Source organism: Xenorhabdus sp. SGI 60, assembly GCF_056632175.1.
On the sequence record NZ_CP196860.1, the window covers coordinates 697,005 to 722,172 of the forward strand.

Below are 25,168 nucleotides of genomic sequence, written 5' to 3' on the forward strand. Positions count from 1 at the left end.
TACTTTGCTTATAATTAGAGAAATCCGTTTTTAGCAAAATTCATTTCATCAGGAGTATTTCCAATGGCCAGCAGAGGCGTAAACAAAGTTATTTTAGTGGGTAATTTGGGGCAGGACCCGGAAGTTCGCTATATGCCGAATGGCGGTGCAGTTACCAACGTTACTCTGGCAACGTCTGAGAGCTGGCGTGATAAGCAAACCGGTGAGATGAGAGAGAAGACCGAATGGCATCGTGTCGTGTTTTTCGGAAAATTGGCAGAAGTCGCCGGTGAATACCTGCGCAAAGGTTCTCAGGTTTATGTTGAAGGTTCTTTGCAGACTCGCAAATGGCAAGATCAGAACGGCCAAGACCGTTACACCACGGAAGTTGTAGTCAATCCTATCGGTGGCGTCATGCAGATGTTGGGCAGTCGTGGCGGCGCAGCACAAGATGCACCAGCACAAGGCGGTTGGGGGCAGCCACAGCAGCCACAAGCTTCCCAGCAATTCAGTGGCGGTACTCCATCTCGTCCAGCGCAGTCTCCTATGCCACAGAGTAATGAGCCGCCAATAGATTTCGATGATGATATTCCTTTCTGAGTGAACCTTGAAAAAGTAGCTTGATTCTGGTCAGGATCAGTAACCTATTTTGCGCCAGTCTTGAAGTCATGGTTAAGCTTGATCTGGCCATAGTTCATAGTGTGTTTCGATAATTTTCTGATCACGTCTTAAGAGTCATACCAATATTTGTTAGCTCACAAGTCGTACATCCAACTTACCGTAATTTGAAGTTCTTGCTGGCGATTTTGCCAATCTTATTCATGTCCTATCCAATAGGTGTCCCGGACATCGGCGATAATACTACGGCCTGTATGGCATGAAGACGAGCAGCCGCCCAATCGTCAGCAACATCGTTAGAAACAAACTCTCCCGTCAAACTAATGTCCGCCACATACTTGCCAGCGTAAGAAGGTTATTACTGTCCATCTCCTGCTTGAGTGACTGAGTTAGATTCGGCAGGACGTCCTTAATACTGCATGATGAAATGTCTGAACTTTGAAAACCGGATACTTAGATGACTGGCGTTATTTTGGCACTCACAGTGGAACCCCGCAGGGTGGCATTGCTTTCTGCCATTCTGAGCCAATACTAAGAATAAGTTCTGGAATCAAAAACCGACTTGAAAAAATTTCGCACCTCAAATTCATGGCGAAGTCAAACGCACGTAAAACACATTCACTTCTGGGAGTGATAAAATGATACACTGACATCGGTGACCAAGAAAACAGTCAGTTCAATAGGTCGCACGCCCATCGGACTGAAAATAGCGGCTTGATATCTTCAATCTCCAATTTAACTAATTTGATGTTCTTTTTTTTGGTTAAGGGAATCCAGGAGTTGGGGTTCCCTCTCGCCAAAAGGGGTCCGTAGTTAAAGGGGGGTTGGGGAATCGCCCAATCGGCAGCAAGACATTCACGAACTTCAGACGTCATCGGTTGGTCAATAACCACGAGCAAATCTACACACTGAAGGGGTGAAGACCACCAACTACAGCCGAACCATGAAGGTAGACAGCGACCAGCGATTCCGCTAATCGCTTCTGGACGCTCACCAACGTTTTATCTGCTTCGGGAGGAATAGTCATTAAACAGCTCACTCATAAAATACTCATGCTAAATATCGCTCAAAGTGATTACCAGAAAATCAAACAAATAGCATGAGTACATATAAATATCTTGGTTCTATTTAACCAATCGTTTTATCTAGCAATTGGCGAATATAAGAACCCGCACCCAATAACCCCGGTTTGTCATGAGTAATCAGATATACAGGAATATCTTTTAAATAGTCTGTAAATCTGCCTTTGTTTTCAAACCCATGTCGGAAACCTGACTTTTGGAAGAAATCAAGGAAACGTGGGACGATCCCACCTGCAATGTAAACACCGCCAAATGCACCAATATTCAGCGCCAAATTCCCACCAAAACGCCCTAACGCAGTACAAAAGAGTTCTAACGCCTGTTTGCAGATAGGGCAATTTCCATTCAGTGCACGGTCTGAAATATCGCGAGGGGTAAGATCTTCGGCGGCTTGACTGTTGAGTTTCATCAGGGAACGATAAATATTCACTAAACCAGGGCCGGAAAGGACTCGTTCGGCGGAGACATGACCATATTCTTCGCGCAATACGCTCAACATATGATCTTCTTCCGTACTATCTGGCGCGAACTCTACGTGACCACCTTCACCAGGTAAGCTCATCCATTGGCTGCCTGTATGAACAAGATGCGCGACGCCTAACCCAGTTCCTGCACCATAAACCGCAATAGGGCGTTTAGCCTGAGGTTGCTTTCCGCCAATCTGAATCACATCATTTGCTCCCAGAACCGGAATGGCGAGGGAAACGGCAGTAAAATCGTTAATCACCTCAAAATGTTCCCACCCCAGAGAGGCTTTCATTTGGCTAACAGAAAAACGCCAACTGTGGTTGGTCATACTGATTACATCATCCGTTACCGGACAGGCAATAGCGATACTGCCATATTTGACTTCACAGTTCTGCTGTTTCAAATATTGGCGGATAACAATTTCAAGCGATGCATAATGTGCACAGGGATAGAATTCGACCGCGCTCAATTGCCCGGTATCTATATCACATAATGCCAGACGTGCATTTGTACCGCCGATATCACCTACCAGGGCATAAGTTGTCATGGTTTATCTCCTCAATTCTTACAGAAATCCTAACGAACCAGTTAAAAGTCGAATTGAGGGGATTTTACACAAGGTCAGGCCTAAAGGCCGCATAAAAATGTATCTTACAGAGTGTGGATTTTATCATCTTCGATGTGATTAACGCTTGATTCTTATCCCTGATTCACTGGATAATCATCCGCTTCAAATTTTCTCACTGTTTCTTTATCCAACAAGCCAAACGATTGCGCAAACGAATGGTTGAACCCAACGAATGCAGCACCGATTTTTATTATCTTGTGACGTAATCGTTTTCGTTTGCAGAGGTGAAGAAATGGGACGAGAGCTTTTCAAGGCGATATATTTAACAGAAGCAGGGGAAAAACATGTCTGGTATGCAGGCACCAACTCAATGCAAACTCGATAGGTATTTTAAGATTACTGAACGTGGATCGACGGTACGTCAGGAAGTTCTCGCTGGATTAACGACGTTTTTGGCAATGGTCTATTCCGTTATTGTGGTTCCAGGGATGCTTGGGCAAGCCGGATTTCCTCATACCGCCGTGTTTATTTCTGTTTGTCTGGTGACCGGTATCGGTTCGTTATTGATGGGATTGTGGGTTAATCTGCCAATGGCGATTGGTTGTGCAATCTCGTTGACTGCATTTACCGCGTTCAGCCTGGTATTAGGACAACAGGTAAGCATTCCAGTGGCATTGGGTGCGGTTTTCCTGATGGGATGTTTGTTTACACTAATTTCCGTGACAGGGGTACGGGCATGGATTTTACGCAATATGCCAATGGGCATCGCACATGGCACGGGGATTGGCATCGGATTGTTTTTATTGTTGATTGCGGCCAATGGTGTTGGTCTGGTGATTAAGAACCCAAACGCTGGCTTGCCGGTTTCCTTTGGCTCACTGACTTCATTTCCGGTGGTTATGACACTATTGGGGCTGGCGGGAGTCATCGGTCTGGAACGGAAAAAAGTGCCTGGCGGTATCTTGCTGATAATTATCGCAATTTCTATTATTGGCTTGATTTTTGATCCAACCGTTAAGTATCAAGGATTCTTTAAGTTTCCTACATTGGGGGAAGATGGCCTGTCCCTGATGTTCAGTATGGATATTATGGGAGCTTTACAGCCTATTGTATTACCCAGTGTTCTGGCGCTGGTCATGACAGCTGTATTTGATGCGACGGGTACGATCCGGGCTGTGGCGGGGCAAGCCAATTTATTGGATAAGAGAGGCCAGATTATCAATGGCGGCAAGGCACTGACAGCAGATTCTGTCAGTAGTATTTTTGCAGGGGTTATCGGTTCTTCTCCCGCCGCGGTTTATATTGAGTCTGCTGCGGGAACCGCAGCTGGTGGTAAAACGGGTTTAACAGCTTCTGTTGTCGGTATTTTATTCCTGTTGATTTTATTCTTGTCTCCGCTGTCGTATTTAGTTCCCGTCTATGCTACGGCTCCTGCCTTGATGTATGTCGGATTACTGATGTTGAGTAATGTGCGAAAGCTGAATTTTGATGATTTTGTGGATGCAATGTCAGGTTTACTGTGTGCTGTATTTATTGTGCTGACTTGTAATATCGTCACAGGCATTATGCTGGGTTTCAGTGCATTGGTGGTTGGGCGTATCTTTGCGGGGGAATGGCGTAAGCTGAATACTGGTACGGTGATACTTGCCATTGTATTAGTGGTATTTTATGCCGGAAATTGGGCTATCTAATTAAAATAGGATGCGCGAACACTTAGAGTTTGCGTATCCTTATTCCTTTTATATTTTTCCATTCCACTGTTAGTTATCTGGTGATCACCAGACATCTTCGAAAATGTGCTAATTTTTCAATACACTTTGACCGATAAGCATAAAATAGAAATATGAATCAATGCTTATTGATTCACAATGTGATTGCTTTTTGATTTTCTTTAATAACTGTAATATTTATGGTTATTAGCGCTATTATTAACAGGAAAAAACAGTCACAATCTTTCCACTGACGGATTTTTGGCAATTTGTAAGGGTAACATGGAAATATTCTTTACTATCTTGATCTTGATTTTGGTGGTGTCAGTTTCTGGTGTTCTTACTAAAATGATTCCGTTCCGTATCCCCTTGCCGATAGTGCAAATAGCAATGGGAGCGTTGCTGGCTTGGCCTCATTTTGGTTTACACGTTACTTTCGATCCAGAACTCTTCCTCGTATTACTTATCCCTCCTTTGTTATTTGTTGATGGTTGGAAAACGCCAACCAGAGAGTTTTTCCAGCATGGGCGTGAAATCGTCATTTTAGTTTTAGTATTGGTATTGGTGACGGTTATTGGCATTGGTTATTTGATCTATTGGTTATTGCCGAGTATTCCACTTATTGCTGCTTTTGCACTGGCGGCTGTATTATCCCCAACAGATGCGGTGGCATTGTCATCCATTGTCGGAAAAGATCGTATTCCTAAAAATATGATGAGCGTGCTGGAAGGGGAAGCATTAATGAATGATGCTTCCGGTCTGGTGGCTCTGAAATTCGCCGTCGCGATTGCCATGGGCACGATGGTCTTTACCGTCACTGGTGCAACGGTTGAGTTTTTCAAGGTGGCGGTGGGGGGATTGCTGTCGGGTATCGCCATTACCTGGTTATACAGTAAATCACTGCGATTGATGAGTCGCTGGAGTGGAGATGATCCGGCAACTCAAATCATGTTTATGATGCTGTTGCCGTTTGCTTCTTATATGATTGCTGAACATATCGGTGTCTCAGGCATTCTGGCTGCGGTTGCCGCAGGTATGACTATCAGTAAGGCAGGCGTGATCCGCAACGCGCCACTGGATATGCGCCTGCGTGCAGACAACGTATGGGGAATGCTGGCCTTTGTCTTCAATGGCCTGGTGTTTATCATGTTGGGGCTGCAATTGCCGGGTATCTGGGAAGCATCGGTGGCACAGGCTGAACTTGACCCACATGTTGAAACCTGGATGCTATTTGCTGCCGTTGGGATCATTTATGTTGCGCTGGTATTACTGAGATTCGGCTGGTTGTGGTTGATGAAAAATATCAGCAAGATGCTGATAAAGAAAAAACCTCTTCAGTTTGCCTCCTATACGGCCCGTGAGTTGTGGCTGGCTTCATTCGCGGGTGTTCGAGGGGCAATTACGCTGGCAGGTGCGCTGTCTGTCCCCTTGTTCTTGCCGGATGGTGATCCGTTCCCGGCGCGTTATCAGTTGATTTTTATTGCAGCGGGCGTGATTTTGTTCTCCCTTTTTGTCGGGGTTGTCGCTTTACCTTTGCTACTGCGTGGCATGAAAGTCGGTGATAAGCTGGCAGATCTCAATGAAATCAGAATGGCAAAATCGGCAATGGCTGAAGTTGCTATTGTCAGTATGAATAAGATGGAAGAGCGTTTGTCGGCCAGTACTGAAGAAAAACTGGATGCTGAGGTTATTAGTGAGATTGCTTCTCGCGTTACTGGTTATTTGCGGCGTCGTACTGCGGGAACGGATGAAATCGAACATAACCTGATGGTTGAAGATTTGGAACGTCGTTTCCGTTTGACAGCATTAAGGGCTGAACGAGGAGAGTTATATCACCTGCGTGCAACCCGTAAGATTAGTAATGAAACACTACAAACGTTACTGCATGATCTTGATTTGTTAGAAGCGCTTTTAGTAGAGAAAGATCAATAAAAGGTAAAAGACCAATAAATTATGTGGCTGTTAACGATCACAACATTTTTATGGGCCGCCTCATTTAGCCTGATTGGCGCTTATCTCGCTGGTCAGGTTGATAGCTGGTTTTCGGTTCTTGTCAGGGTCATGTTGGCAGCAATGGTATTTTTGCCATTTTTGCGCTGGCGTGGGTTATCGCTGAAAGTCATTTCACTGTATATGGCCGTCGGTGCCTGTCAGCTTGGTGTGATGTATTTGTTTGTATTTCACGCTTATCACTATCTGACCGTGGCAGAATTTTTGCTATTTACCATCATGACGCCGCTCTATGTCACATTAATTTATGATCTGATGGGACGTCAGCGATTGCGCTGGAGTTATGCCTTGAGTTCTTTATTGGCAGTGGCTGGCGCAGCGATTATTCGTTATGACCGATTGAGTGAGTCTTTCTGGGTTGGCTTGCTGTTAGTGCAATTGGCAAATATTTTCTTTGCGATTGGTCAAGTCGGTTATAAGCGCTTGATGGAGATCCATCCGATCCCACAACGAATGGCATTCTCGTGGTTTTATCTGGGCGCTTGTGCTGTCGCTATCATCGGTTGGCTGATGTTTGGTGATCCGCAAAAATTGCCAACAACTCAGCTACAGTGGGGCGTTTTAATTTGGCTGGGTGTCGGGGCATCGGGGATTGGCTACTTTATGTGGAACTATGGTGCCACTCAGGTAGATGCCGGAACACTGGCGATTATGAATAATATGTTGGTTCCGGCGGGGTTATTGGTCAATTTTGCGATTTGGCAGCAGCATCCTAATTGGCTGAGCTTTACCATTGGAGGCAGCCTGATTGTTGCGTCACTTTGGGTGCATCACCGTTGGATACTGAAACCCGTTTCACAAACGGCAAATTGTCCACCGCGTGCTGGCGCGCAGAACGAATAAAGGTATCAATAGCGGGTTGGCGTTGCTCCCCTTCTCGGCTGGCAGCGTACAATCTGCTCCATAATCCCTCTCCCAATGTTTGGGTGACAACCAATCCTTGTCTTTCGAATGTTTCCACGGCCCAGTGTGGTAACGCGGCAATACCCAATCGGGCAGCAACCATCTGGATCAGCAATAGTGTATTGTCGACAGTTTTTAATGTTGGAGTAATTTCCGCAGGCTGGAGAAAACGACGCCAGATATCAAACCGTTGGCGCTGGACCGGATAGATCAGCAAAGTTTCTGTGGCGAGATCTTGTGGACGAATATCACGTTTATTTGCTAATGGGTGATCCGGTGCGATCACCAGCTTCACTTCATAATCAAACAGCGGCGTATAATGCAGGTTACTGTCTGCAATAATGTCAGATGTCAGAACGATATCCAGCTCGCGCTTTTGTAGTGCAGGTTGAGGATCAAATGTCACACCAGATTTAAAGTCCACATTAACCTGCGGCCAACTTTCACGAAAACGCTTAAGTGCTGGTGTCAGCCATTGAATACAGCTATGGCACTCGATGGCAATGCGTAAGTTTGTCTCTTCCGGCTCATGGCATTCACGTAAGGAAGCGGTCACCAAGGGCAAAACTTGCTCTGCCAGCTTCAACAGCACTTCCCCTTGGGGGGTTAGCTTTAAGGGTTGGCTTTTACGAATGAATAGCTTAAATCCCAGCCGATGTTCTAATTCACTGAACTGATGAGAAAGGGCCGATTGCGTCTGATGCAAATAATTTGCTGTCGCGGCGAGTGAACCACAATGGTTCAGTGCTTGTAGCGTTTTTAAGTGTTTTAGTTCGATCATGAAAAACCTTCAAGATGATAATGAATAATTTGCGCTTGTGGTTTATACCTTACCTGTTGATTATAGAAGTGTAAACATCTAGACGGCTAAAAATTACAGGGTGACGACATGACGGTTCTGAATCATACATTAGGTTTTCCACGTATCGGATTGAAAAGAGAGCTAAAAAAAGCGCAAGAAAGCTATTGGGCGGGCAAAATTTCTCAACAGGAATTGCTGGAGACAGGTCGTGAATTACGTGCACGTCACTGGCAACAACAAAAAGAAGCGGGCGTTGATTTAGTCCCCGTTGGTGATTTTGCCTGGTATGACCAAGTATTGACCACCAGCTTGTTATTGGGCAATGTTCCACCGCGTCATCAAAATGAAGGTGGCAATATTGATCTGGATACGCTGTTCCGCATTGCCCGTGGTCGTGCTCCAACAGGGACACCTGTAGCTGCTTCGGAAATGACTAAATGGTTTAACACCAATTATCACTATATCGTGCCTGAATTTCAGGAAGGGCAGGCATTTAAGTTGGGCTGGACTCAGTTGTTGGACGAAGTTGATGAAGCTCTGGCATTGGGACACAACGTAAAACCTGTACTTTTGGGTCCAGTGACCTATTTATGGCTCGGTAAGGTGAAAGGCAAGGCTTTTGATCGCCTGTCTCTATTAAAGGATATCCTGCCGGTATACCAGCAGGTGTTGGCAGAACTGGCAAAACGCGGCATTGAATGGGTACAGATTGATGAACCGGCTCTGGTACTGGAATTACCAGAAGAGTGGCTGGCGGCATTCCCAACGGCTTATCAAGCACTTGAAGGACAAGTGAAATTGTTGCTGACGACCTATTTTGACAGCATCGGTCACAATCTGGAAACCATCAAATCGCTGCCAGTGCAAGGATTGCATGTTGATTTGGTAGCGGGACAGGATTCTCTTGAGCATTTGGATAAATCTCTGCCGGAAGATTGGTTGCTTTCATTGGGGGTGATTAACGGCCGCAACGTTTGGCGAGCCGATTTGAGTGAAAAATACCAGCTTGTCGCCCCATTGGTTGGTAAGAGAAATGTGTGGATCGGCACTGCCTGTTCATTGCTGCATAGCCCCATTGATCTGAATGATGAAACAGGATTGGACGAAGAAGTGAAAAGCTGGTTTGCCTTTGCATTGCAAAAATGTGCGGAACTTTCTTTGCTGTCACAAGCATTGAATGCGCCGGAAGGCAGTAAACAGGCTGATTTGGATGCCTATAGTGCCCCAATTCGCGCCCGTCGCAGTTCCACAAGGGTGAATAATCCAGCGGTCGCTGGGCGCATTGCGGCAATTAAGCCACAGGATAGTGAACGTAATCAGGTATATCCTGAACGTGCTAAGCTCCAGCGTCAACGTTATAACTTACCGCTGTGGCCAACAACAACCATAGGTTCATTCCCACAAACAACGGAAATTCGTAGCCTGCGTCTCGATTTCAAAAAAGGTCGGGTGGATAGTACGCATTACCGAGCCAATATCAGTGAGCATATTAAACAGGCGATCCAAGAACAGGAGCGTTTGGGACTGGATGTATTGGTACATGGTGAAGCCGAACGTAACGACATGGTGGAATATTTCGGTGAACATTTTGACGGCTATGTCTTTACCCAAAATGGTTGGGTACAGAGTTACGGCTCCCGTTGCGTGAAACCACCGGTAATTATTGGCGATATTAGTCGTCCAGAAGCCATAACGGTAAATTGGGCGACATATGCACAATCTTTGACCGATAAGCCAGTTAAGGGCATGTTGACGGGACCTGTGACCATTCTTTGTTGGTCATTCCCAAGGGAAGATATCAGCCGTGAAACCATCGCTAAACAGATCGCACTGGCTTTGCGTGATGAAGTTGATGATTTGCAGAAGTCAGGCATTGGCATTATCCAGATTGATGAACCCGCATTGCGTGAAGGCTTGCCACTGCGCAGAGAAGAGTGGCAAGAATATCTGGAATGGGCGGTGGATGCTTTCAAACTGAGCGCAGCAATTGCGAAAGATGATACCCAAATCCACACCCATATGTGTTATTGCGAGTTCAATGACATCATGCCTTCCATTGCCGCGTTGGATGCAGATGTAATCACTATTGAAACCTCGCGCTCGGATATGGAATTGCTGGATTCGTTCGAAGATTTCTCATATCCGAATGAGATAGGGCCTGGTGTGTATGATATTCACTCACCAAACGTCCCTAGCGTCGAATGGATTGAGTCATTATTACGCAAAGCGGTTGATCGTATTCCGGTCGAGCGTTTGTGGGTGAACCCGGACTGCGGTTTGAAAACTCGCGGTTGGACAGAGACCAGACAAGCGTTGGCAAACATGGTTGAAGCGGCAAAACGCTTGCGCTCTTCATTAAATGGCTAATTTAGAGTTTATTTGTTCAATTTAAACTTAATAAGTGATGAAAATACCCGCTACAGTCAGATTCATGTAGCGGGTGAAAAAGCGAGTCATGTCTTGGCTACTTAATACGCTCAACAGACATCCCAATCAATTTTTCATCCAGATTCTTCCGTTTAGAATTATTCATGCATAATGCCAGTTTACTCTGGTAATTCTCAACTATTTTCAAGCAATCTCATTTTTCAATTGCGATTTTCATTCCTGATCTCTGAGATTATCCTTGGAAAAATATCGATTTCTGATAGCGAAAAGCATTGTAAATATGGCATGTTCCAATTTATCCATTTTTAATGAGGCTTTGTGATGGAGTTTTATATTCCAATTATGGGATTGGGCGTGGCGGTATTTACGCTGGTTTTTCTGGTCTTGCGCACGCGTGTTCATGTCCTTATCGCTATGTTAATTGCGGCAATAATCGCTGGAATATCAGGCGGTTTGACTATGAATAATATCGTTGAAGTAATCGCTAAAGGATTTGGTTCGACACTAGGTAACATCGGTATCGTGATTGGATTGGGATGCATGATGGGGAGAATATTGGAAGTATCGGGAGCAACAGAGCAAATCGCCTATAGCCTGATTAAATGGTTGGGTAAAAGGCGCGAAGAGTGGGCTTTGGCGATTACCGGTTATATTGTCAGTATCCCCATATTTGTGAATTCAGCTTTTGTGATCCTCTATCCGCTGGTGAAGGCATTGGCGAAAAAAGGTAAACGCAATGTATTGTCCCTTGGGGTTGCTCTGGCCGGAGGGTTAGTGGTGACTCACCATATCGTTCCTCCAACACCTGGGCCGCTTGGTGTCGCCGGAATATTCGGGGTCAGTATCGGCCAAATGATGCTGGCAGGTATGATACTGGCGGCGCCCTGTGTCATCGGTATTACCTGCTATGCAAAGTGGCTGGAAACTAAATATCCTCAATATCAACTGGGTGATACAGAAGAAAGTGCAGAAAATTTGCCACAAGTACATCAGCGTTATATGGAAGAGAAAGAGCAAAAATCACTTCCAAGTCTATTTCTTTCTCTTTTACCTATCGTCGTGCCAATTATGCTGATTGTTATTGGTGTCATTAATGGAATGATACGGAAAATGGATGGGTTTGCCGGTAAGGAAAACGCTTTCTATTTTCAGATTTTTGATTTTCTAGGATCACCCATTATTGCGCTAGCAATCAGTGTATTACTGGCAGTTTATACCTTAATGCCAAACGTTAGTAAGCATGAAGTGATTGAACATCTGGAAACAGGGTTAAAAACGGTAGGCATTATTCTGTTGGTGTCAGGAGCAGGAGGTGCATTAGGTGCAGTGTTGAACGAAGGTTCAACAGGGACGATATTGGCGCATTATATTGCCAGCCTGCCCATAACACCGGTCTTGATCCCATTTATCATTGCAACGCTCATCCGCATAATTCAAGGCTCTGGTACAGTGGCAATGATAACTGCGGCTTCTATTTCTGCGCCGGTTATCAAGCAGATACCGGATGTTAATATGTTGGTGGCGGCTCAGGCTGCGATGATGGGCACACTATTTTTCAGTTACTTCAATGATTGTTTTTTCTGGGTGGTTAACCGGATGATGGGCATTAAGAATGTGAGACAGCAGATTATCATCTGGTCAATACCCACCACAATTGCTTGGGGAATTGGACTGTGTGGTGTATTGCTGCTTAATTTCATCATGTAACTTATTATGTGAATAGCGCCCTGTAGAGGGCGTTTTCTTTTTAAATGTGACAATTATCACAAATATATGTATGTGTTTCTTTTGAATATCAATTAAAGATGATTTTAATCACTAAAAAATGTCAGAGTATTGACTAAATTTAGGTATTCAAATTTTGAATCATGCCCGTTGAGGAGTCTGATATGTCTGATGTGTTTCACTTAGGTATCACCAAAAGCGACCTGCAAGGCGCAACTCTGGCGATTGTACCAGGCGATCCTAACCGTGTTGAGAAAATTGCGCGACTGATGGATAACCCAGTACATTTGGCTGCCCACCGTGAATTTACAACCTGGCGTGCAGAAATCAACGGAAAGGCTGTGGTCGTCTGCTCTACAGGCATTGGAGGTCCCTCAACGTCGATTGCTGTAGAGGAACTGGCACAGTTAGGAGTATGTACTTTCCTGCGTATCGGAACAACTGGGGCGATTCAGCCACATATCAATGTAGGGGATGTATTGGTCACGACCGCAGCGGTTCGTTTGGATGGTGCCAGCTTGCACTTTGCCCCAATGGAGTTCCCTGCGGTTGCTGATTTTGCGTGTACAAATGCCTTGTATGAAGCCGCAAAGGCATCGGGTTCTGTTACCCATGTTGGCATTACTGCATCTTCCGATACCTTCTATCCAGGACAAGAGCGTTACGATACTTATTCCGGTCGTGTTGTGCGCCGTTTCCAAGGCTCGATGAAAGAATGGCAAGAAATGGGCGTAATGAACTTTGAAATGGAGTCAGCAACCTTGCTGACCATGTGCGCAAGTCAGGGACTACGTGCTGGTATGGTAGCCGGTGTGATCGTTAACCGTACCCAACAGGAAATCCCCGATGTTGAGCTGCTGAAAAAAACAGAAAGCAATGCACTGGGGATTGTTGTGGAAGCCGCCCGTCGCCTGCTGTGAAGTCTTTCATCAAGGGTCAGAGCATTCTGGCCCTATCGTTTTTGTTATCTTTTTGTCTCCCTTCATTTTCCCTTCATTTCAAAATTTGATAATGTCATAACATTTTGTACTAATAGATAGTTTGTTCTATTAACTATTTTTTTAATCGCAACAAGAGTGACTATGACCACAACATTTCTATCTCATCCTTCACTACTTCCTTTGAATGGCGGCATTAATTTTCGTGATTTGGGTAATAAGACCCTGAAGAATGGCGCTAAAATTAAATCAGGATTGTTATTTCGTTCAGGATCACTGGACAGATTGACAGAAAACGATCAGGCTTTTTTAGTCGATCAAAACCTTTTGCAGATCATTGATTATCGTGATAACAGCGAAATTATGGATAAACCCGATCGCATATGGAATGGTGCGCATTATCACCATGCTCCAGCTAATCCTCTTTCCAAAGAAGTGGATGCTAATCTGGATAAGTTAGACAAAGAAATACTGGAGCAATTCGACGCGAAAGTATTTATGGCTCGCTTATATGAATTGTTACCCCTTAACAATCCAGCTTATAAGACGTTAGCGACATTATTGCTGCAACCAGAGAAAGGCGGAATTGTACAACATTGCGCGGTGGGTAAAGACAGGACAGGAGTGGGTTCTGCACTGGTTTTATTCGCACTGGGTGCTGATTTGGATACGGTGATGGAAGATTATTTGTTGACCAATATCACATTGGCTCCATACCGCGACTATTTATTGAGTGAACACGCAAAAATTATGTGTGAAAGTGTGGTCGAAAAATTTGCTTATGTTTATTCAGTGAGGGAAGAGTTTCTGCTGACCGCAATTAATAGTATTAACCGGCATTATGGCAGCGTAGATATTTGGCTGGAAAAAGATATCGGACTCAATATCGCTGCGCGTGAAAAACTACAAGCTTATTTTCTTGAATAAAAATATCAGGTTAGCATTGGACGGATTGTTCAAGGCTGACCTATAACCTCCCACTGATAACACAGGAAAGATTAATGTGAGCCTGCATGAAATTATCGAACTGGTCATAAACTTCGTAAAAGCCCATGAAGTTTGGGCAATTCCCATCATTTTCCTACTGGCATTTGGTGAATCGTTGGCATTTATTTCCCTATTGTTACCCGCAACGATCATTTTGTTGGGATTAGGCGCATTAATTGGTGAAAGTGGATTAACCTTCTGGCCAATATGGCTAGCCGCCGCCGCCGGCGCTTTCTTTGGGGATTGGGTTTCTTACTGGTTTGGTTTCCATTACAAAGAAAATGTCGGCAAGATGTGGCCGCTTTCCCGCCATCCTCAAACGTTAGTTCGCGGACATCGTTTCTTTGAACGATGGGGCGTATGGGGCATTTTCATTGGGCGTTTTTTTGGTCCGTTAAGAGCAGTTGTACCGCTGGTGGCTGGAATTTGTGCCATGCCAAAACGTCATTTTCAGCTCGCTAATTTAACTTCTGCATTGATCTGGGCATTCGGTATCTTAGCACCAGGGGCATTTGGCCTGCGTTGGTTGGCAGAGTGGATGGGTTAATTGCGAGCTGCTTTGCAAACTGAAAGAAAGCCATTAGATATTCTGGACATCTATACAGCCTCTATTTAACTTACATTGAGGCGAGTGACTCAGAAAAGTTGACTGAAATTTATCGGTAATAGTGCCAATGAAGAATAGGGTTAAAAAGAATAGAGTTAGCGAGGGTGTATAGGTGGATATCCAGTGGTTATACATGATGATAGGTGGCTTAGGTGGATTGCTGGGCGGAGGGATTTTCGTCTGGCTTTCTGTTCAGCAGAGAATCCAACAAAAAGAGCAGGAACTGCGTGAATTATATAGCCAACTGGCTGTTAGCCATGAAAAGCTGGAGCAATCCCACTATTGGCGTACTGAATGCGATCAACTAAATCAGGCATTATTGGCTCAACGCGAAATTAACAGTGTGCAGGAAGCTGAGTTGCGAGAATTGAGCACTCGGCTTGAAGAAACCAGACTGGCTGCGGAGGAAAAGCAGCGTTTATTGATCAACAGTGAGCAGCGATTAAGTACCCAATTTGAAAATCTCGCCAATCGTATCTTTGATCAGAATCGACGCAGTACTGACGAATATCATCGTCAAAACCTCAATAATCTTCTGATGCCATTTCGTGAACAACTTGAAGGATTCCGCCGTCAGGTACAAGACAGTTTTGGACAAGAAGCCCGTGAGCGCCATACTTTGACTCATGAAATTCGCCATCTTCAGCAACTCAATGCACAGATGGCAAAAGAGGCCATCAATCTTACCAACGCCCTGAAAGGAGACAATAAAATGCAGGGAAACTGGGGAGAGATGGTATTAGCTCGGGTTTTGGAAGCGTCTGGTTTGCGTGAGGGATATGAGTTCGATACACAGGTTAATCTTAAGGCTGAAAACAGCGAACGTTTTCAACCGGATGTGATTGTGCATCTGCCACAGGGAAAAGATGTCATTATTGATGCCAAAATGTCTCTGGTTGCTTATGAACGTTATTTCAATAGTGATAGCGAAGAACAACAGGCGCAAGCATTACAGGAACATATTAACTCTATCAGAGGACATATTCGTGGCCTGAGCCGAAAAGATTATCAACAATTACCCGGATTACGATCACTGGATTATGTTTTGATGTTTATTCCTGTGGAACCCGCTTATCTGGTTGCACTCAATCAGGCTCCAGAATTACTTGATGAAGCATTGAAACATAATATTATGTTGGTTAGCCCCTCAACTTTGCTGGTTGCTGTCCGTATTATCAATAACCTGTGGCGTTATGAATATCAAAGCCAAAATGCGCGTCTGATTGCCGATAAGGCCGCCAGAATGTATGACAAAATGCGGTTGTTTGTGGATGATATGCAGGGATTGGGGCAAAGCCTTAACAAAGCCCAGGCGAGTTACCATTTCGCAATGAAAAAGCTTGTTGAGGGCAGAGGTAATTTAATTAGTCAGGCCGAAGCATTTCGTGATTTAGGCGTGGATGTGAAGCGTCCTATTGATTCATAGTTGATTGATAAATCTTGCCAATCGTTGCAGGTGAATGAGTGAAGTCTGGATAGGGTTTTGTTGGAAAGGCTGGTACACTGACTATAAATTTTTTTGAATAAAAAGCGGACAAATAACATGGCAGATCAATCAAAAGAAACCACTGATTTTGGTTTCCGCACCGTAGCCAAAGAACAAAAAAAAGAGATGGTGGCAGAGGTATTTCACTCTGTGGCCTCGAAATATGACTTAATGAATGACTTGATGTCATTTGGCATTCACCGTATCTGGAAACGTTTCACTATTGAGTCAAGTGGTATTCGCCGTGGTCATAAGGTGCTTGATCTTGCTGGTGGAACAGGTGATCTAACCGCAAAATTCTCCCGAATGGTGGGGGAAAAAGGTCAAGTTGTTCTGGCGGATATCAACGACTCAATGTTGAAAGTTGGACGCGAAAAATTACGCGATACCGGTATCGTAGGCAATGTCAGTTATGTTCAAGCCAATGCCGAAGAACTGCCTTTCCCTGATAACCATTTTGACTGTATTACGATTTCTTTCGGCTTGCGTAATGTTACGGATAAAGAAAAAGCACTACGTTCCATGTATCGGGTACTTAAGCCAGGTGGCCGCTTGTTGGTGCTGGAGTTTTCTAAACCTGTATTGGCACCGTTAAGTAAGGTTTATGATGTTTATTCATTCCATGTTCTGCCCCGAATCGGTCAGATGGTTGTGAATGATGGGGACAGTTACCGTTATCTGACAGAATCCATTCGTATGCACCCTGATCAGGAAACGTTAAAAGGCATGATGGAAGATGCGGGCTTTGACCAGGTTTATTACACCAACATGACTGGTGGAATTGTTGCACTGCACAAAGGATTCAAATTCTGAGATGGAAACCCCCTCATCAAGCCATAATATGAGTTCTGCGGCATCCAATGATAAGGTGCTGTTTCCGGTAGTAACGGCCTTTCTGGAAACAACCTTGAATCATCTGTTATATCGCGAAACGGTATTAAAACCTGCCCGCTTGAGACTGGCAGGTAAGATTCTGTCCATCAAACTGAAAGAAATCGAAACCCCCTTGATACTGATATTCAGTGAGAAACGAGTGGATGTTTTGAGCCAATGGTCAGAGCTTGTGGATTGCTCGATGAAAGCAACGCTCCCTGCACTACTCAAACTACGGGATCGTCAGTGCCTTTCAACCCTGATTAACAGTGGTGAAATTGTCATTGAAGGGGACATGCAGGTGATTCAACAATGGTCTGCTTTGCTGGATATGTCAGAGTGGGATCCTGCGTATTATCTTTCCCCTTATGTCGGTGATATTGCCGCAGAAGGTATCAGCCGGATGATAAAGAAAAGTTTTGAATTTGCCAGCAATACCATTGCAAGGAAGAAAACGTATTTCACCGAATCATTGACGGAAGAATGGGAAATGGTTCCCAGTGCGTTGGAAGTGGCTTATTTCAGCGAAGAGGTTAGTGCCGTTGCCAATCAGATAACACAACTCGAAAAACGGTTGGCGGCACTGGAGGGAAAACATGACACCCAGTGAAATTAGACGACTTTACTTTATCATCCGAGTGTTTCTTTCTTACGGGTTAGATGAACTCATCCCTAATATTCGTTTGACATGGCCGTTGCGTTTTGGGCGTTATTTCCTGTTTTGGATACCTAACAAGCATAAGGATAAACCTCTCGGCGAACGTTTGCGTTTAGCATTACAAGAACTTGGTCCAGTGTGGATCAAATTTGGCCAGATGCTCTCCACGCGTCGCGACCTGTTCCCGCCTGCGATTGCAGATCAACTTTCGATGTTACAAGATCGGGTAGTTCCCTTTGATGGCGAGGTGGCACGAAAATCGATTGAAACGGCTTTAGAGGGAGCGCTGGAAACGTGGTTTGAAGATTTTGATCCACAACCACTGGCTTCCGCTTCTATCGCTCAGGTACATACTGCTCGATTGAAAGAAAATGGCAGAGAAGTTGTCTTAAAGGTGATCCGCCCGGATATTCTGCCGGTAATTAAAGCTGATGTGCGGTTAATGTATCGCCTGGCAAATTTGGTTCCTCTTTTACCTGATGGTCGCCGTCTTCGTCCGCGTGAAGTTATAAGAGAATATGAAAAAACTCTGCTTGATGAGCTGAATTTATTGCGTGAAACTGCAAACGCGATTCAATTGCGGCGTAATTTTGAAGATAGTTCAATGCTCTACGTGCCGGAAGTCTATCCCGACTATTGCCGGGAAAATGTTTTGGTGATGGAGCGCATTTTTGGTATTCCCGTGTCAGATATTGCGGCTTTAGAGGCGCAGAACACCAATATGAAATTGTTGGCTGAACGTGGCGTTCAGGTATTCTTCACCCAAGTATTTCGCGATAGTTTTTTCCATGCGGATATGCATCCCGGTAATATTTTCGTCAGTTATGACAAACCGGACGATCCTACTTATATCGGCATCGATTACGGCATTGTTGGCTCTTTGAATAAAGATGATAAACGCTATCTGGCCGAAAATTTTATTGCTTTCTTCAATCGTGATTATCGTCGGGTCGCTGAACTGCATGTCGATTCTGGTTGGGTACCGGCAGATACCAATGTGGAAGATTTCGAATTCGCTATTCGTACCGTTTGTGAACCAATTTTTGAAAAACCATTGGCTGAAATCTCATTTGGGCATGTTTTGCTAAACCTTTTCAATACCGCCCGTCGTTTTAATATGGCGGTTCAGCCCCAGCTGGTTCTGCTGCAAAAAACGCTGTTGTATGTTGAAGGTTTGGGGCGCCAACTTTATCCTCAGCTTGATCTGTGGAAAACAGCAAAACCTTTTCTGGAAGATTGGCTGCATGATCAGATTGGGTTTCCCGCTATTGTGCGTGCTTTTAAAGAGAAGGCGCCTTATTGGGCGGAAAAGTTACCAGAACTTCCAGAGCTGGTATATGGCACGCTCCAGCAGCACCGGCGTTTACAAAGCAGCATTGATCAGATATCGCAACAATTCAGGGAGCAACAGCTCAGACAGCGCAAGTCTCTCTATTTGTTGGGGATTGGTGCAACTCTTTTTATCTGTGGTAGTTTGTTTTTCACTATAGATCAGAAACATCTGGCATGGGGAATGATAGGGGGCGGAATTGCATCATGGGGATTGGGCTGGTGTCATTTAAGCAAACGTCAATAATTCAGTAATGATGAATATTAAATGAAGATAATTCTGCCACGATCCTGGGTATGATTGTGTTATTTTTGAACATGAATTCGTCGTTTATAATTAAATCACTAGTAATATTCTATGAATAGAGGTAGGTCAGTATGGGTGGTATAAGTATTTGGCAATTGCTCATCATTGCCGTCATTGTCGTGCTGGTGTTTGGTACTAATAAGCTTCGTACCTTGGGTTCAGACTTGGGTGAATCAATAAAGGGCTTTAAAAAGGCAATGAGTGATGATGGAAAGTCACAGCAGCCGGAAAAAATGAGTCAGGATGCCGAGTTTGAAACTAAAAACCTCACTGAAAAGTTCACGGCTGCGCAATCTGAAAAATCAGAGAGTAAAAGTAAAGATAAAGAGCAGGTATAAACCGTGTTTGACATTGGTTTTAGTGAACTACTGTTAGTGATGATCATTGGCTTGGTTGTTCTGGGACCGGAACGTCTGCCTGTTGCGGTCAAAACAGTGGCTGGCTGGATTCGGGCATTGCGCTCTCTGGCAACTAATGTCCAGAATGAGCTTGCTCAGGAACTAAAATTGCAAGAGCTTCAGGACACACTGAAAAAAATGGAAGAAAAAGCCGACCTGCAATCACTTTCGCCAGAACTGAAAGCTTCAATGGAGGAGTTGAAGGAAGCGGCTGAGTCATTGAAAAATACTTATCAGTTGAAACCGGATGAAATGAGGGAGTTGGAGGAGGACGAAACGTATTTTCATTCTTCTGGGTCCCAATCGGTTGCAAGGCACCCGAATTCAGAATCAGTCATTACAGAACAATCGAACGCAAGCACAGAGCAACAAAAAAGAAAACCACCTGAACAAGTAAATGGCGAACACTGAAACATGTCTGTGGATAATACCCAACCTCTTATCAGTCACCTGATTGAACTGCGTAAGCGGATTTTAAATAGTTTAATTACCGTGCTGGTTGTGTTTCTGGCATTGGTTTATTTTTCCAATGACATTTATCGACTTATTGCAGCGCCTTTAATGGAACAATTACCTAAAGGTGCCAATATGATTGCAACAGATGTTGCATCACCTTTTTTTACACCAATTAAACTGACCATTATGGTGTCTATCTTTGTTTCGGCACCGATGATCCTTTATCAAGTATGGGCATTTATTGCACCGGCATTATATAAACACGAACGCCGTTTGATTATGCCCTTACTGTTTTCCAGTAGCATATTGTTTTATCTGGGAATGGCATTCGCATATTTTATCGTTTTTCCCATTGCGTTTGGTTTCTTTATCAATACCGTACCCGTTGGGGTCGTAATCTCGACGGATATCAGCAATTATTTAAGCTTTGTCATGGCGCTATTTATGGCTTTTGGCGTTTCATTCGAAATACCCATTGCCATTATTTTGCTGTGTTGGAGTGGGATAGTGACGCCAGAATCACTAAAGAGAAAGCGTCCTTATATTTTAGTTGGGGCGTTTGTGGTTGGGATGTTGTTAACACCACCTGATGTTTTCTCGCAGACTCTGCTGGCTGTTCCCATGTATTTGCTATTTGAGCTGGGGATTTTGCTTTCGCAGTTCTATGTTGGTAAATGGGGACGGCGTAATTTTATCAACCCAGAAGATAAATCAGACAGTGATATTGGTGACAATTTTAAAAAATAATCTGATGCCCGGCATTCATGATTATCGCGAACTGATTGATAGTGTTAACATCATTATCATGAAACGATGACGATTAACCCAGCGCTTTGGCGCTGGGTTTTACATTAGGAGAACAATATGAGTTATGTCTTTCCGGGGGTATTTCCCGGTCGTCGTATGCGTCGTGTGCGCCGTCATGACTTTTCCCGTCGCTTAGTTGCTGAAAATCAACTTACTGTTAATGATCTGATTTATCCTGTATTTGTTATGGAAGGAACGAATCAGCGTCAGGAAGTGTCTTCAATGCCAGGAGTGTATCGTCTGACAATCGATCTTTTGCTGAAAGAAGCAGAAGAGATTGCCCGACTGGGTATTCCTGTTTTGTCTCTGTTTCCGGTCATTGAAGCGGATAAGAAATCATTGGATGCGAAAGAAGCCTATAATCCAGACGGCTTGATTCAGCGCTCTGTTCGTGCCCTGAAAGATGCTGTACCTGAATTGGGTCTTTTGACGGATGTAGCGCTCGATCCATTTACTACCCACGGGCAAGATGGTGTTATTGATCAGGATGGTTATGTTATCAATGACATTACCAAAGATATTTTGGTTAAGCAGGCATTGTCCCATGCTGAAGCTGGGGTCGAAATTGTCGCGCCAAGCGATATGATGGATGGCCGCGTTGGTGCTATTCGCGAGCAGCTTGAGATGGATGGTTATGTTAATACCCAAATTATGGCTTATTCTGCCAAATACGCCTCTTGTTACTATGGGCCATTTAGGGATGCTATTGGCTCCAGCGGTAACCTGAAAGGTGGCAATAAGATGACCTATCAAATGGACCCTGCAAATAGTGATGAAGCGTTGCAGGAAATTGCACAGGATTTACAGGAAGGTGCAGATAGCGTCATGGTTAAACCTGGTATGCCATATTTGGATGTGATTCGCCGGGTAAAAGAGACTTTCGGTGTGCCGACATTTGCTTATCAGGTTTCTGGTGAATATGCCATGCATATGGCAGCGATTCAAAATGGTTGGTTGAAAGAGCAGCCAGCGATTATGGAATCACTATTGTGTTTCAAACGAGCGGGCGCAGATGGTGTTCTGACCTATTTTGCCAAGCGTGTAGCGCAGTGGCTGCATGAACAAAAATACTGATTATTGTAATCGCTTGAGACGGGCAACTTTGCCCGTCTTCTGATTAAATTTTGATGAAATATTTATTATCTAAAACCTTAGAAACTTCTTTGTTGAGAATATTTAGCAAGAGAATGGAGCGAGTTTCCCCATCCGGTTCGTTATAAATTGCTTGAATGCCTTCGAAAATTCCCTCAGTGATTAAGACAGTATCACCAGTAATCGGGGTTTCAGGTGCAATATATTCTTGCTCAGTAACAGACATTAATTCATCAATCAATGTTTGTGGAACAATGGCAGGATAAGTACTGAATCGAACGAAATGATTGACGCCACGTGTGGAATTAACGGTCGTGGTATGAATAACTTCGGGATCAAAGTGGACAAACAGGTAATTGGGAAACAGTGGCTCAGTAACTGTGGTTCGTTTACCCCGAATAATTTTTTCAATTTTGGCTGTAGGTGTTAAGCAAATTACGTCCTGTCGCTCTAAATTCTCTATTGCCCGAGAGACTTGCCCACGTTTACAGTAAAGAAGATACCAATTTCCCATCATATTTCGACTCCATTGCGTAGAATGCTTAGCATAACAAAACCAGTACTAAAGGGTCATCAGTAAAGACAGAAGTTATTTATGTGTAAGCCGTATTTTTATATTCTATCGTGCTTATTTTCAGTAAAAGTCTATATATTGATTATTGCACTAAATCCATTGTGTTTTAGCAGGTTATGAGTTTTCCTTGTAACCCTCATGGGAGGGATTATAATGGCTTTCCCTCCTTGAAAATCGGCACAAATGAACAATATGAAATATCGCGATCTAAGAGACTTTCTTTCCTTGTTGGAACAATCAGGTGAATTAAAGCGAATTCGTATAGAAGTTGATCCATACCTGGAAATGACTGAAATCGCAGATCGTACTCTTCGTGCCGGTGGTCCTGCCTTATTATTTGAAAATCCTAAGGGATATTCGATGCCTGTGTTGTGCAATTTGTTTGGGACACCTAAGCGTGTTGCCATGGGAATGGGGCAGGATGATGTTAAGGCACTGCATGATGTTGGGAAACTATTGGCTTTTCTTAAAGAGCCTGAGCCACCAAAAGGCTTTCGTGATTTGGTCGATAAATTGCCTAAATTCAAACAGGTTTTGAATATGCCAACCAAACGCCTTAGCTCTGCGCCTTGTCAGGAACAGATTTGGGCCGAAGATGAGGTGGATCTTACCCGTATTCCAGTCATGCATTGTTGGCCTGAAGATGCTGCCCCTTTGATTACCTGGGGATTGACGGTGACGAAAGGACCTAATAAAGAGCGCCAGAACTTGGGTATCTACCGCCAACAGGTATTGGGAAAAAACAAACTGGTTATGCGCTGGTTATCACATCGTGGTGGTGCGCTTGATTTTCAGGAGTGGTGTCAGGCTCATCCGGGGGAACGTTTCCCTGTATCCGTCGCACTGGGAGCCGATCCTGCCACGATATTGGGGGCGGTTACCCCAATTCCTGATACCTTGTCTGAATATGCGTTTGCTGGATTATTGCGTGGGCATAAAACGGAAGTTGTTAAATGTATATCCAATGATTTGGAAGTGCCTGCCAGCGCTGAGATTATTCTTGAAGGCTATATTGAACCTGGTGAAATGGCACCGGAAGGACCATATGGTGATCATACCGGCTATTACAATGAAGTCGATATGTTCCCGGTATTTACCGTAACCCATATTACCCAACGCAGTGATGCTATCTACCATTCTACTTACACTGGGCGTCCGCCGGATGAACCTGCGGTGCTGGGGGTTGCGTTGAATGAAGTATTGGTGCCAATATTGCAAAAACAATTTCCTGAAATTGTGGATTTTTACTTGCCTCCAGAAGGCTGCTCTTATCGACTCGCGATCGTTACAATGAAAAAACAGTATGCAGGCCATGCCAAGCGAGTAATGATGGGAGTTTGGTCATATCTGAGACAATTTATGTACACAAAATTTGTTATCGTTTGTGATGATGATATCAATGCGCGAGATTGGAATGATGTCATCTGGGCGATAACAACGCGAATGGACCCGCAGAGAGATACGGTCTTAATGGAAAATACACCCATTGACTATCTCGATTTTGCATCTCCTGTTTCTGGGTTAGGCTCAAAAATGGGGTTAGATGCAACGAATAAATGGCCAGGAGAGACACAAAGGGAATGGGGGCGCCCGATAGTGATGAGCGATGAGATTCGGGTCCGTGTCGATGAAATTTGGGATCAATTAGATATTTTGAAGCGATAAGAGGGAACGCATGACAATATTAAGCTGTAAAGTAACATCGGTTGACTCCATTACAGATACAGTTTATCGGGTTCGTTTATTACCTGATTCGCCTTTTTCTTTCCGTGCAGGACAATATTTAATGGTGATTATGGATGAAAGGGATAAGCGTCCTTTCTCCATGGCATCACCACCCTCAGAAAAACAGATAATTGAGTTGCATATTGGGGCTTCTGAGCTAAATCTCTATGCGATGGCGGTAATGGATAGAATTCTGGATCAGAAAGTCATTGATATTGATATTCCGCATGGTCATGCCTGGTTTCGTGAAGACAGCAAAAACCCGATGTTATTGATTGCCGGTGGAACGGGATTCTCATATACGCGCTCTATCTTATTGGCTGCATTAGAAAAAAATCCTAATCGTGAAATTTCCATCTATTGGGGAGGGCGAGAACTGCAACACCTTTATGATTTGGGGGCGTTGCAATCATTAAGTGAGCATTATCCTAATTTGACCGTTGTACCTGTGGTTGAACAAGTTGATGAACACTGGCGCGGAAGAACGGGGACAGTTCTGAGTGCGGTTTTGGAGGATTTCGGCAGTTTGGCAAACCATGATATTTACATTGCTGGCCGCTTTGAGATGGCTAAAATTGCCCGTGAACGGTTCTGTAGTGAACGTGATGCATCCATCGAGCACATGTATGGGGATGCATTTGAGTTTATTTGAGCCGTTTGCCGATAAAAGATAAGACGA

The 25,168-nt window shown here is 44.2% G+C and carries 24 protein-coding genes; 19 read left to right on the forward strand and 5 right to left on the reverse strand.

Features of this window, described 5'->3' with window-relative positions:
- Window positions 1-63: 63 nt before the first annotated feature.
- Window positions 64-579, forward strand: a complete 516-nt coding sequence (locus tag ACSJJG_RS03190) for a single-stranded DNA-binding protein (RefSeq protein ID WP_481088460.1) — start codon at window positions 64-66, stop codon at window positions 577-579.
- A 226-nt stretch (window positions 580-805) separates the two neighbouring features.
- Here the strand turns inward: ACSJJG_RS03190 and ACSJJG_RS03195 are convergent, their stop codons facing one another.
- The 3 genes from ACSJJG_RS03195 to glk all read right to left on the reverse strand — a co-directional run bounded on the left by ACSJJG_RS03195 (window position 806) and on the right by glk (window position 2,694).
- The gene (locus ACSJJG_RS03195) at window positions 806-931 is read right to left on the reverse strand and encodes a hypothetical protein (protein ID WP_481088461.1); all 126 of its coding nucleotides are present in this window, start codon (window positions 929-931) and stop codon (window positions 806-808) included.
- Between the two features lie 567 nt (window positions 932-1,498).
- The gene (locus ACSJJG_RS03200; RefSeq protein ID WP_481088462.1) at window positions 1,499-1,624 is read right to left on the reverse strand and encodes a hypothetical protein; all 126 of its coding nucleotides are present in this window, start codon (window positions 1,622-1,624) and stop codon (window positions 1,499-1,501) included.
- 101 nt (window positions 1,625-1,725) lie between these two features.
- Window positions 1,726-2,694: a glucokinase gene (gene glk, locus ACSJJG_RS03205; protein WP_481088463.1), complete on the reverse strand. Its 969-nt coding sequence runs from the start codon at window positions 2,692-2,694 to the stop codon at window positions 1,726-1,728.
- A 365-nt stretch (window positions 2,695-3,059) separates the two neighbouring features.
- Here glk and ACSJJG_RS03210 point away from each other — a divergent pair, with 365 nt between their 5' ends.
- The 3 genes from ACSJJG_RS03210 to ACSJJG_RS03220 all read left to right on the forward strand — a co-directional run bounded on the left by ACSJJG_RS03210 (window position 3,060) and on the right by ACSJJG_RS03220 (window position 7,277).
- Window positions 3,060-4,406: an NCS2 family permease gene (locus ACSJJG_RS03210; protein ID WP_481088464.1), complete on the forward strand. Its 1,347-nt coding sequence runs from the start codon at window positions 3,060-3,062 to the stop codon at window positions 4,404-4,406.
- 300 nt (window positions 4,407-4,706) lie between these two features.
- Entirely contained in the window at window positions 4,707-6,356 is a 1,650-nt protein-coding gene (locus ACSJJG_RS03215; protein ID WP_481088465.1) for a Na+/H+ antiporter, read from the forward strand.
- Between the two features lie 21 nt (window positions 6,357-6,377).
- Window positions 6,378-7,277 carry a carboxylate/amino acid/amine transporter gene (locus ACSJJG_RS03220; protein WP_481088466.1) on the forward strand — a complete coding sequence of 300 codons (900 nt, stop codon included), beginning with the start codon at window positions 6,378-6,380 and terminating at the stop codon, window positions 7,275-7,277.
- On the opposite strand, the gene metR is transcribed toward ACSJJG_RS03220, so the two are convergent.
- Window positions 7,162-8,118, reverse strand: a complete 957-nt coding sequence (metR, locus tag ACSJJG_RS03225; RefSeq protein WP_481088467.1) for an HTH-type transcriptional regulator MetR — start codon at window positions 8,116-8,118, stop codon at window positions 7,162-7,164. The genes ACSJJG_RS03220 and metR overlap by 116 nt on opposite strands.
- A 108-nt stretch (window positions 8,119-8,226) precedes the next feature.
- Here metR and metE point away from each other — a divergent pair, with 108 nt between their 5' ends.
- The 13 genes from metE to hemB all read left to right on the forward strand — a co-directional run bounded on the left by metE (window position 8,227) and on the right by hemB (window position 22,172).
- Window positions 8,227-10,506, forward strand: coding sequence for a 5-methyltetrahydropteroyltriglutamate--homocysteine S-methyltransferase (gene metE / locus ACSJJG_RS03230; RefSeq protein WP_481088468.1), 2,280 nt, complete (start codon window positions 8,227-8,229; stop codon window positions 10,504-10,506).
- Window positions 10,507-10,848: 342 nt separating this feature from the next.
- Entirely contained in the window at window positions 10,849-12,234 is a 1,386-nt protein-coding gene (locus ACSJJG_RS03235) for a GntP family permease (protein WP_481090361.1), read from the forward strand.
- A 182-nt stretch (window positions 12,235-12,416) separates the two neighbouring features.
- Entirely contained in the window at window positions 12,417-13,172 is a 756-nt protein-coding gene (udp, locus tag ACSJJG_RS03240; RefSeq protein ID WP_481088469.1) for a uridine phosphorylase, read from the forward strand.
- 162 nt (window positions 13,173-13,334) lie between these two features.
- Window positions 13,335-14,117 carry a tyrosine-protein phosphatase gene (locus ACSJJG_RS03245; protein ID WP_481088470.1) on the forward strand — a complete coding sequence of 261 codons (783 nt, stop codon included), beginning with the start codon at window positions 13,335-13,337 and terminating at the stop codon, window positions 14,115-14,117.
- A 76-nt stretch (window positions 14,118-14,193) separates the two neighbouring features.
- Window positions 14,194-14,724, forward strand: a complete 531-nt coding sequence (locus tag ACSJJG_RS03250) for a DedA family protein (RefSeq protein ID WP_481088471.1) — start codon at window positions 14,194-14,196, stop codon at window positions 14,722-14,724.
- 193 nt (window positions 14,725-14,917) lie between these two features.
- On the forward strand, window positions 14,918-16,210 hold the full coding sequence (gene rmuC / locus ACSJJG_RS03255) for a DNA recombination protein RmuC (protein WP_481090362.1): 1,293 nt from the start codon (window positions 14,918-14,920) through the stop codon (window positions 16,208-16,210).
- Window positions 16,211-16,327: 117 nt separating this feature from the next.
- Window positions 16,328-17,083 carry a bifunctional demethylmenaquinone methyltransferase/2-methoxy-6-polyprenyl-1,4-benzoquinol methylase UbiE gene (gene ubiE, locus ACSJJG_RS03260; protein WP_481088472.1) on the forward strand — a complete coding sequence of 252 codons (756 nt, stop codon included), beginning with the start codon at window positions 16,328-16,330 and terminating at the stop codon, window positions 17,081-17,083.
- Window position 17,084: 1 nt separating this feature from the next.
- On the forward strand, window positions 17,085-17,753 hold the full coding sequence (gene ubiJ, locus ACSJJG_RS03265; RefSeq protein WP_481088473.1) for a ubiquinone biosynthesis protein UbiJ: 669 nt from the start codon (window positions 17,085-17,087) through the stop codon (window positions 17,751-17,753).
- A complete protein-coding gene (gene ubiB, locus ACSJJG_RS03270; protein WP_481088474.1) occupies window positions 17,740-19,377 on the forward strand; it encodes a ubiquinone biosynthesis regulatory protein kinase UbiB in 1,638 nt (545 codons plus the stop codon). Before ubiJ ends, ubiB begins: the two co-directional genes overlap by 14 nt.
- A gap of 131 nt (window positions 19,378-19,508) precedes the next feature.
- Complete coding sequence (gene tatA, locus ACSJJG_RS03275; protein WP_481088475.1) at window positions 19,509-19,775, forward strand: Sec-independent protein translocase subunit TatA; 267 nt, start codon at window positions 19,509-19,511, stop codon at window positions 19,773-19,775.
- A gap of 3 nt (window positions 19,776-19,778) precedes the next feature.
- Complete coding sequence (gene tatB, locus ACSJJG_RS03280; RefSeq protein ID WP_481088476.1) at window positions 19,779-20,246, forward strand: Sec-independent protein translocase protein TatB; 468 nt, start codon at window positions 19,779-19,781, stop codon at window positions 20,244-20,246.
- A 3-nt stretch (window positions 20,247-20,249) separates the two neighbouring features.
- Entirely contained in the window at window positions 20,250-21,038 is a 789-nt protein-coding gene (gene tatC / locus ACSJJG_RS03285) for a Sec-independent protein translocase subunit TatC (RefSeq protein WP_481088477.1), read from the forward strand.
- A 117-nt stretch (window positions 21,039-21,155) separates the two neighbouring features.
- Entirely contained in the window at window positions 21,156-22,172 is a 1,017-nt protein-coding gene (gene hemB / locus ACSJJG_RS03290) for a porphobilinogen synthase (RefSeq protein ID WP_481088478.1), read from the forward strand.
- Window positions 22,173-22,215: 43 nt separating this feature from the next.
- Here the strand turns inward: hemB and rfaH are convergent, their stop codons facing one another.
- The gene (rfaH, locus tag ACSJJG_RS03295; protein ID WP_481090363.1) at window positions 22,216-22,704 is read right to left on the reverse strand and encodes a transcription/translation regulatory transformer protein RfaH; all 489 of its coding nucleotides are present in this window, start codon (window positions 22,702-22,704) and stop codon (window positions 22,216-22,218) included.
- A 252-nt stretch (window positions 22,705-22,956) separates the two neighbouring features.
- On the opposite strand from rfaH, the gene ubiD reads away from it, so the two are divergent.
- Together ubiD and fre are read left to right on the forward strand one after the other, a co-directional pair.
- The gene (ubiD, locus tag ACSJJG_RS03300) at window positions 22,957-24,429 is read left to right on the forward strand and encodes a 4-hydroxy-3-polyprenylbenzoate decarboxylase (RefSeq protein WP_481090364.1); all 1,473 of its coding nucleotides are present in this window, start codon (window positions 22,957-22,959) and stop codon (window positions 24,427-24,429) included.
- Between the two features lie 10 nt (window positions 24,430-24,439).
- Window positions 24,440-25,141, forward strand: coding sequence for an NAD(P)H-flavin reductase (fre, locus tag ACSJJG_RS03305; RefSeq protein ID WP_481088479.1), 702 nt, complete (start codon window positions 24,440-24,442; stop codon window positions 25,139-25,141).
- The last annotated feature ends 27 nt before the right edge of the window (window positions 25,142-25,168 follow it).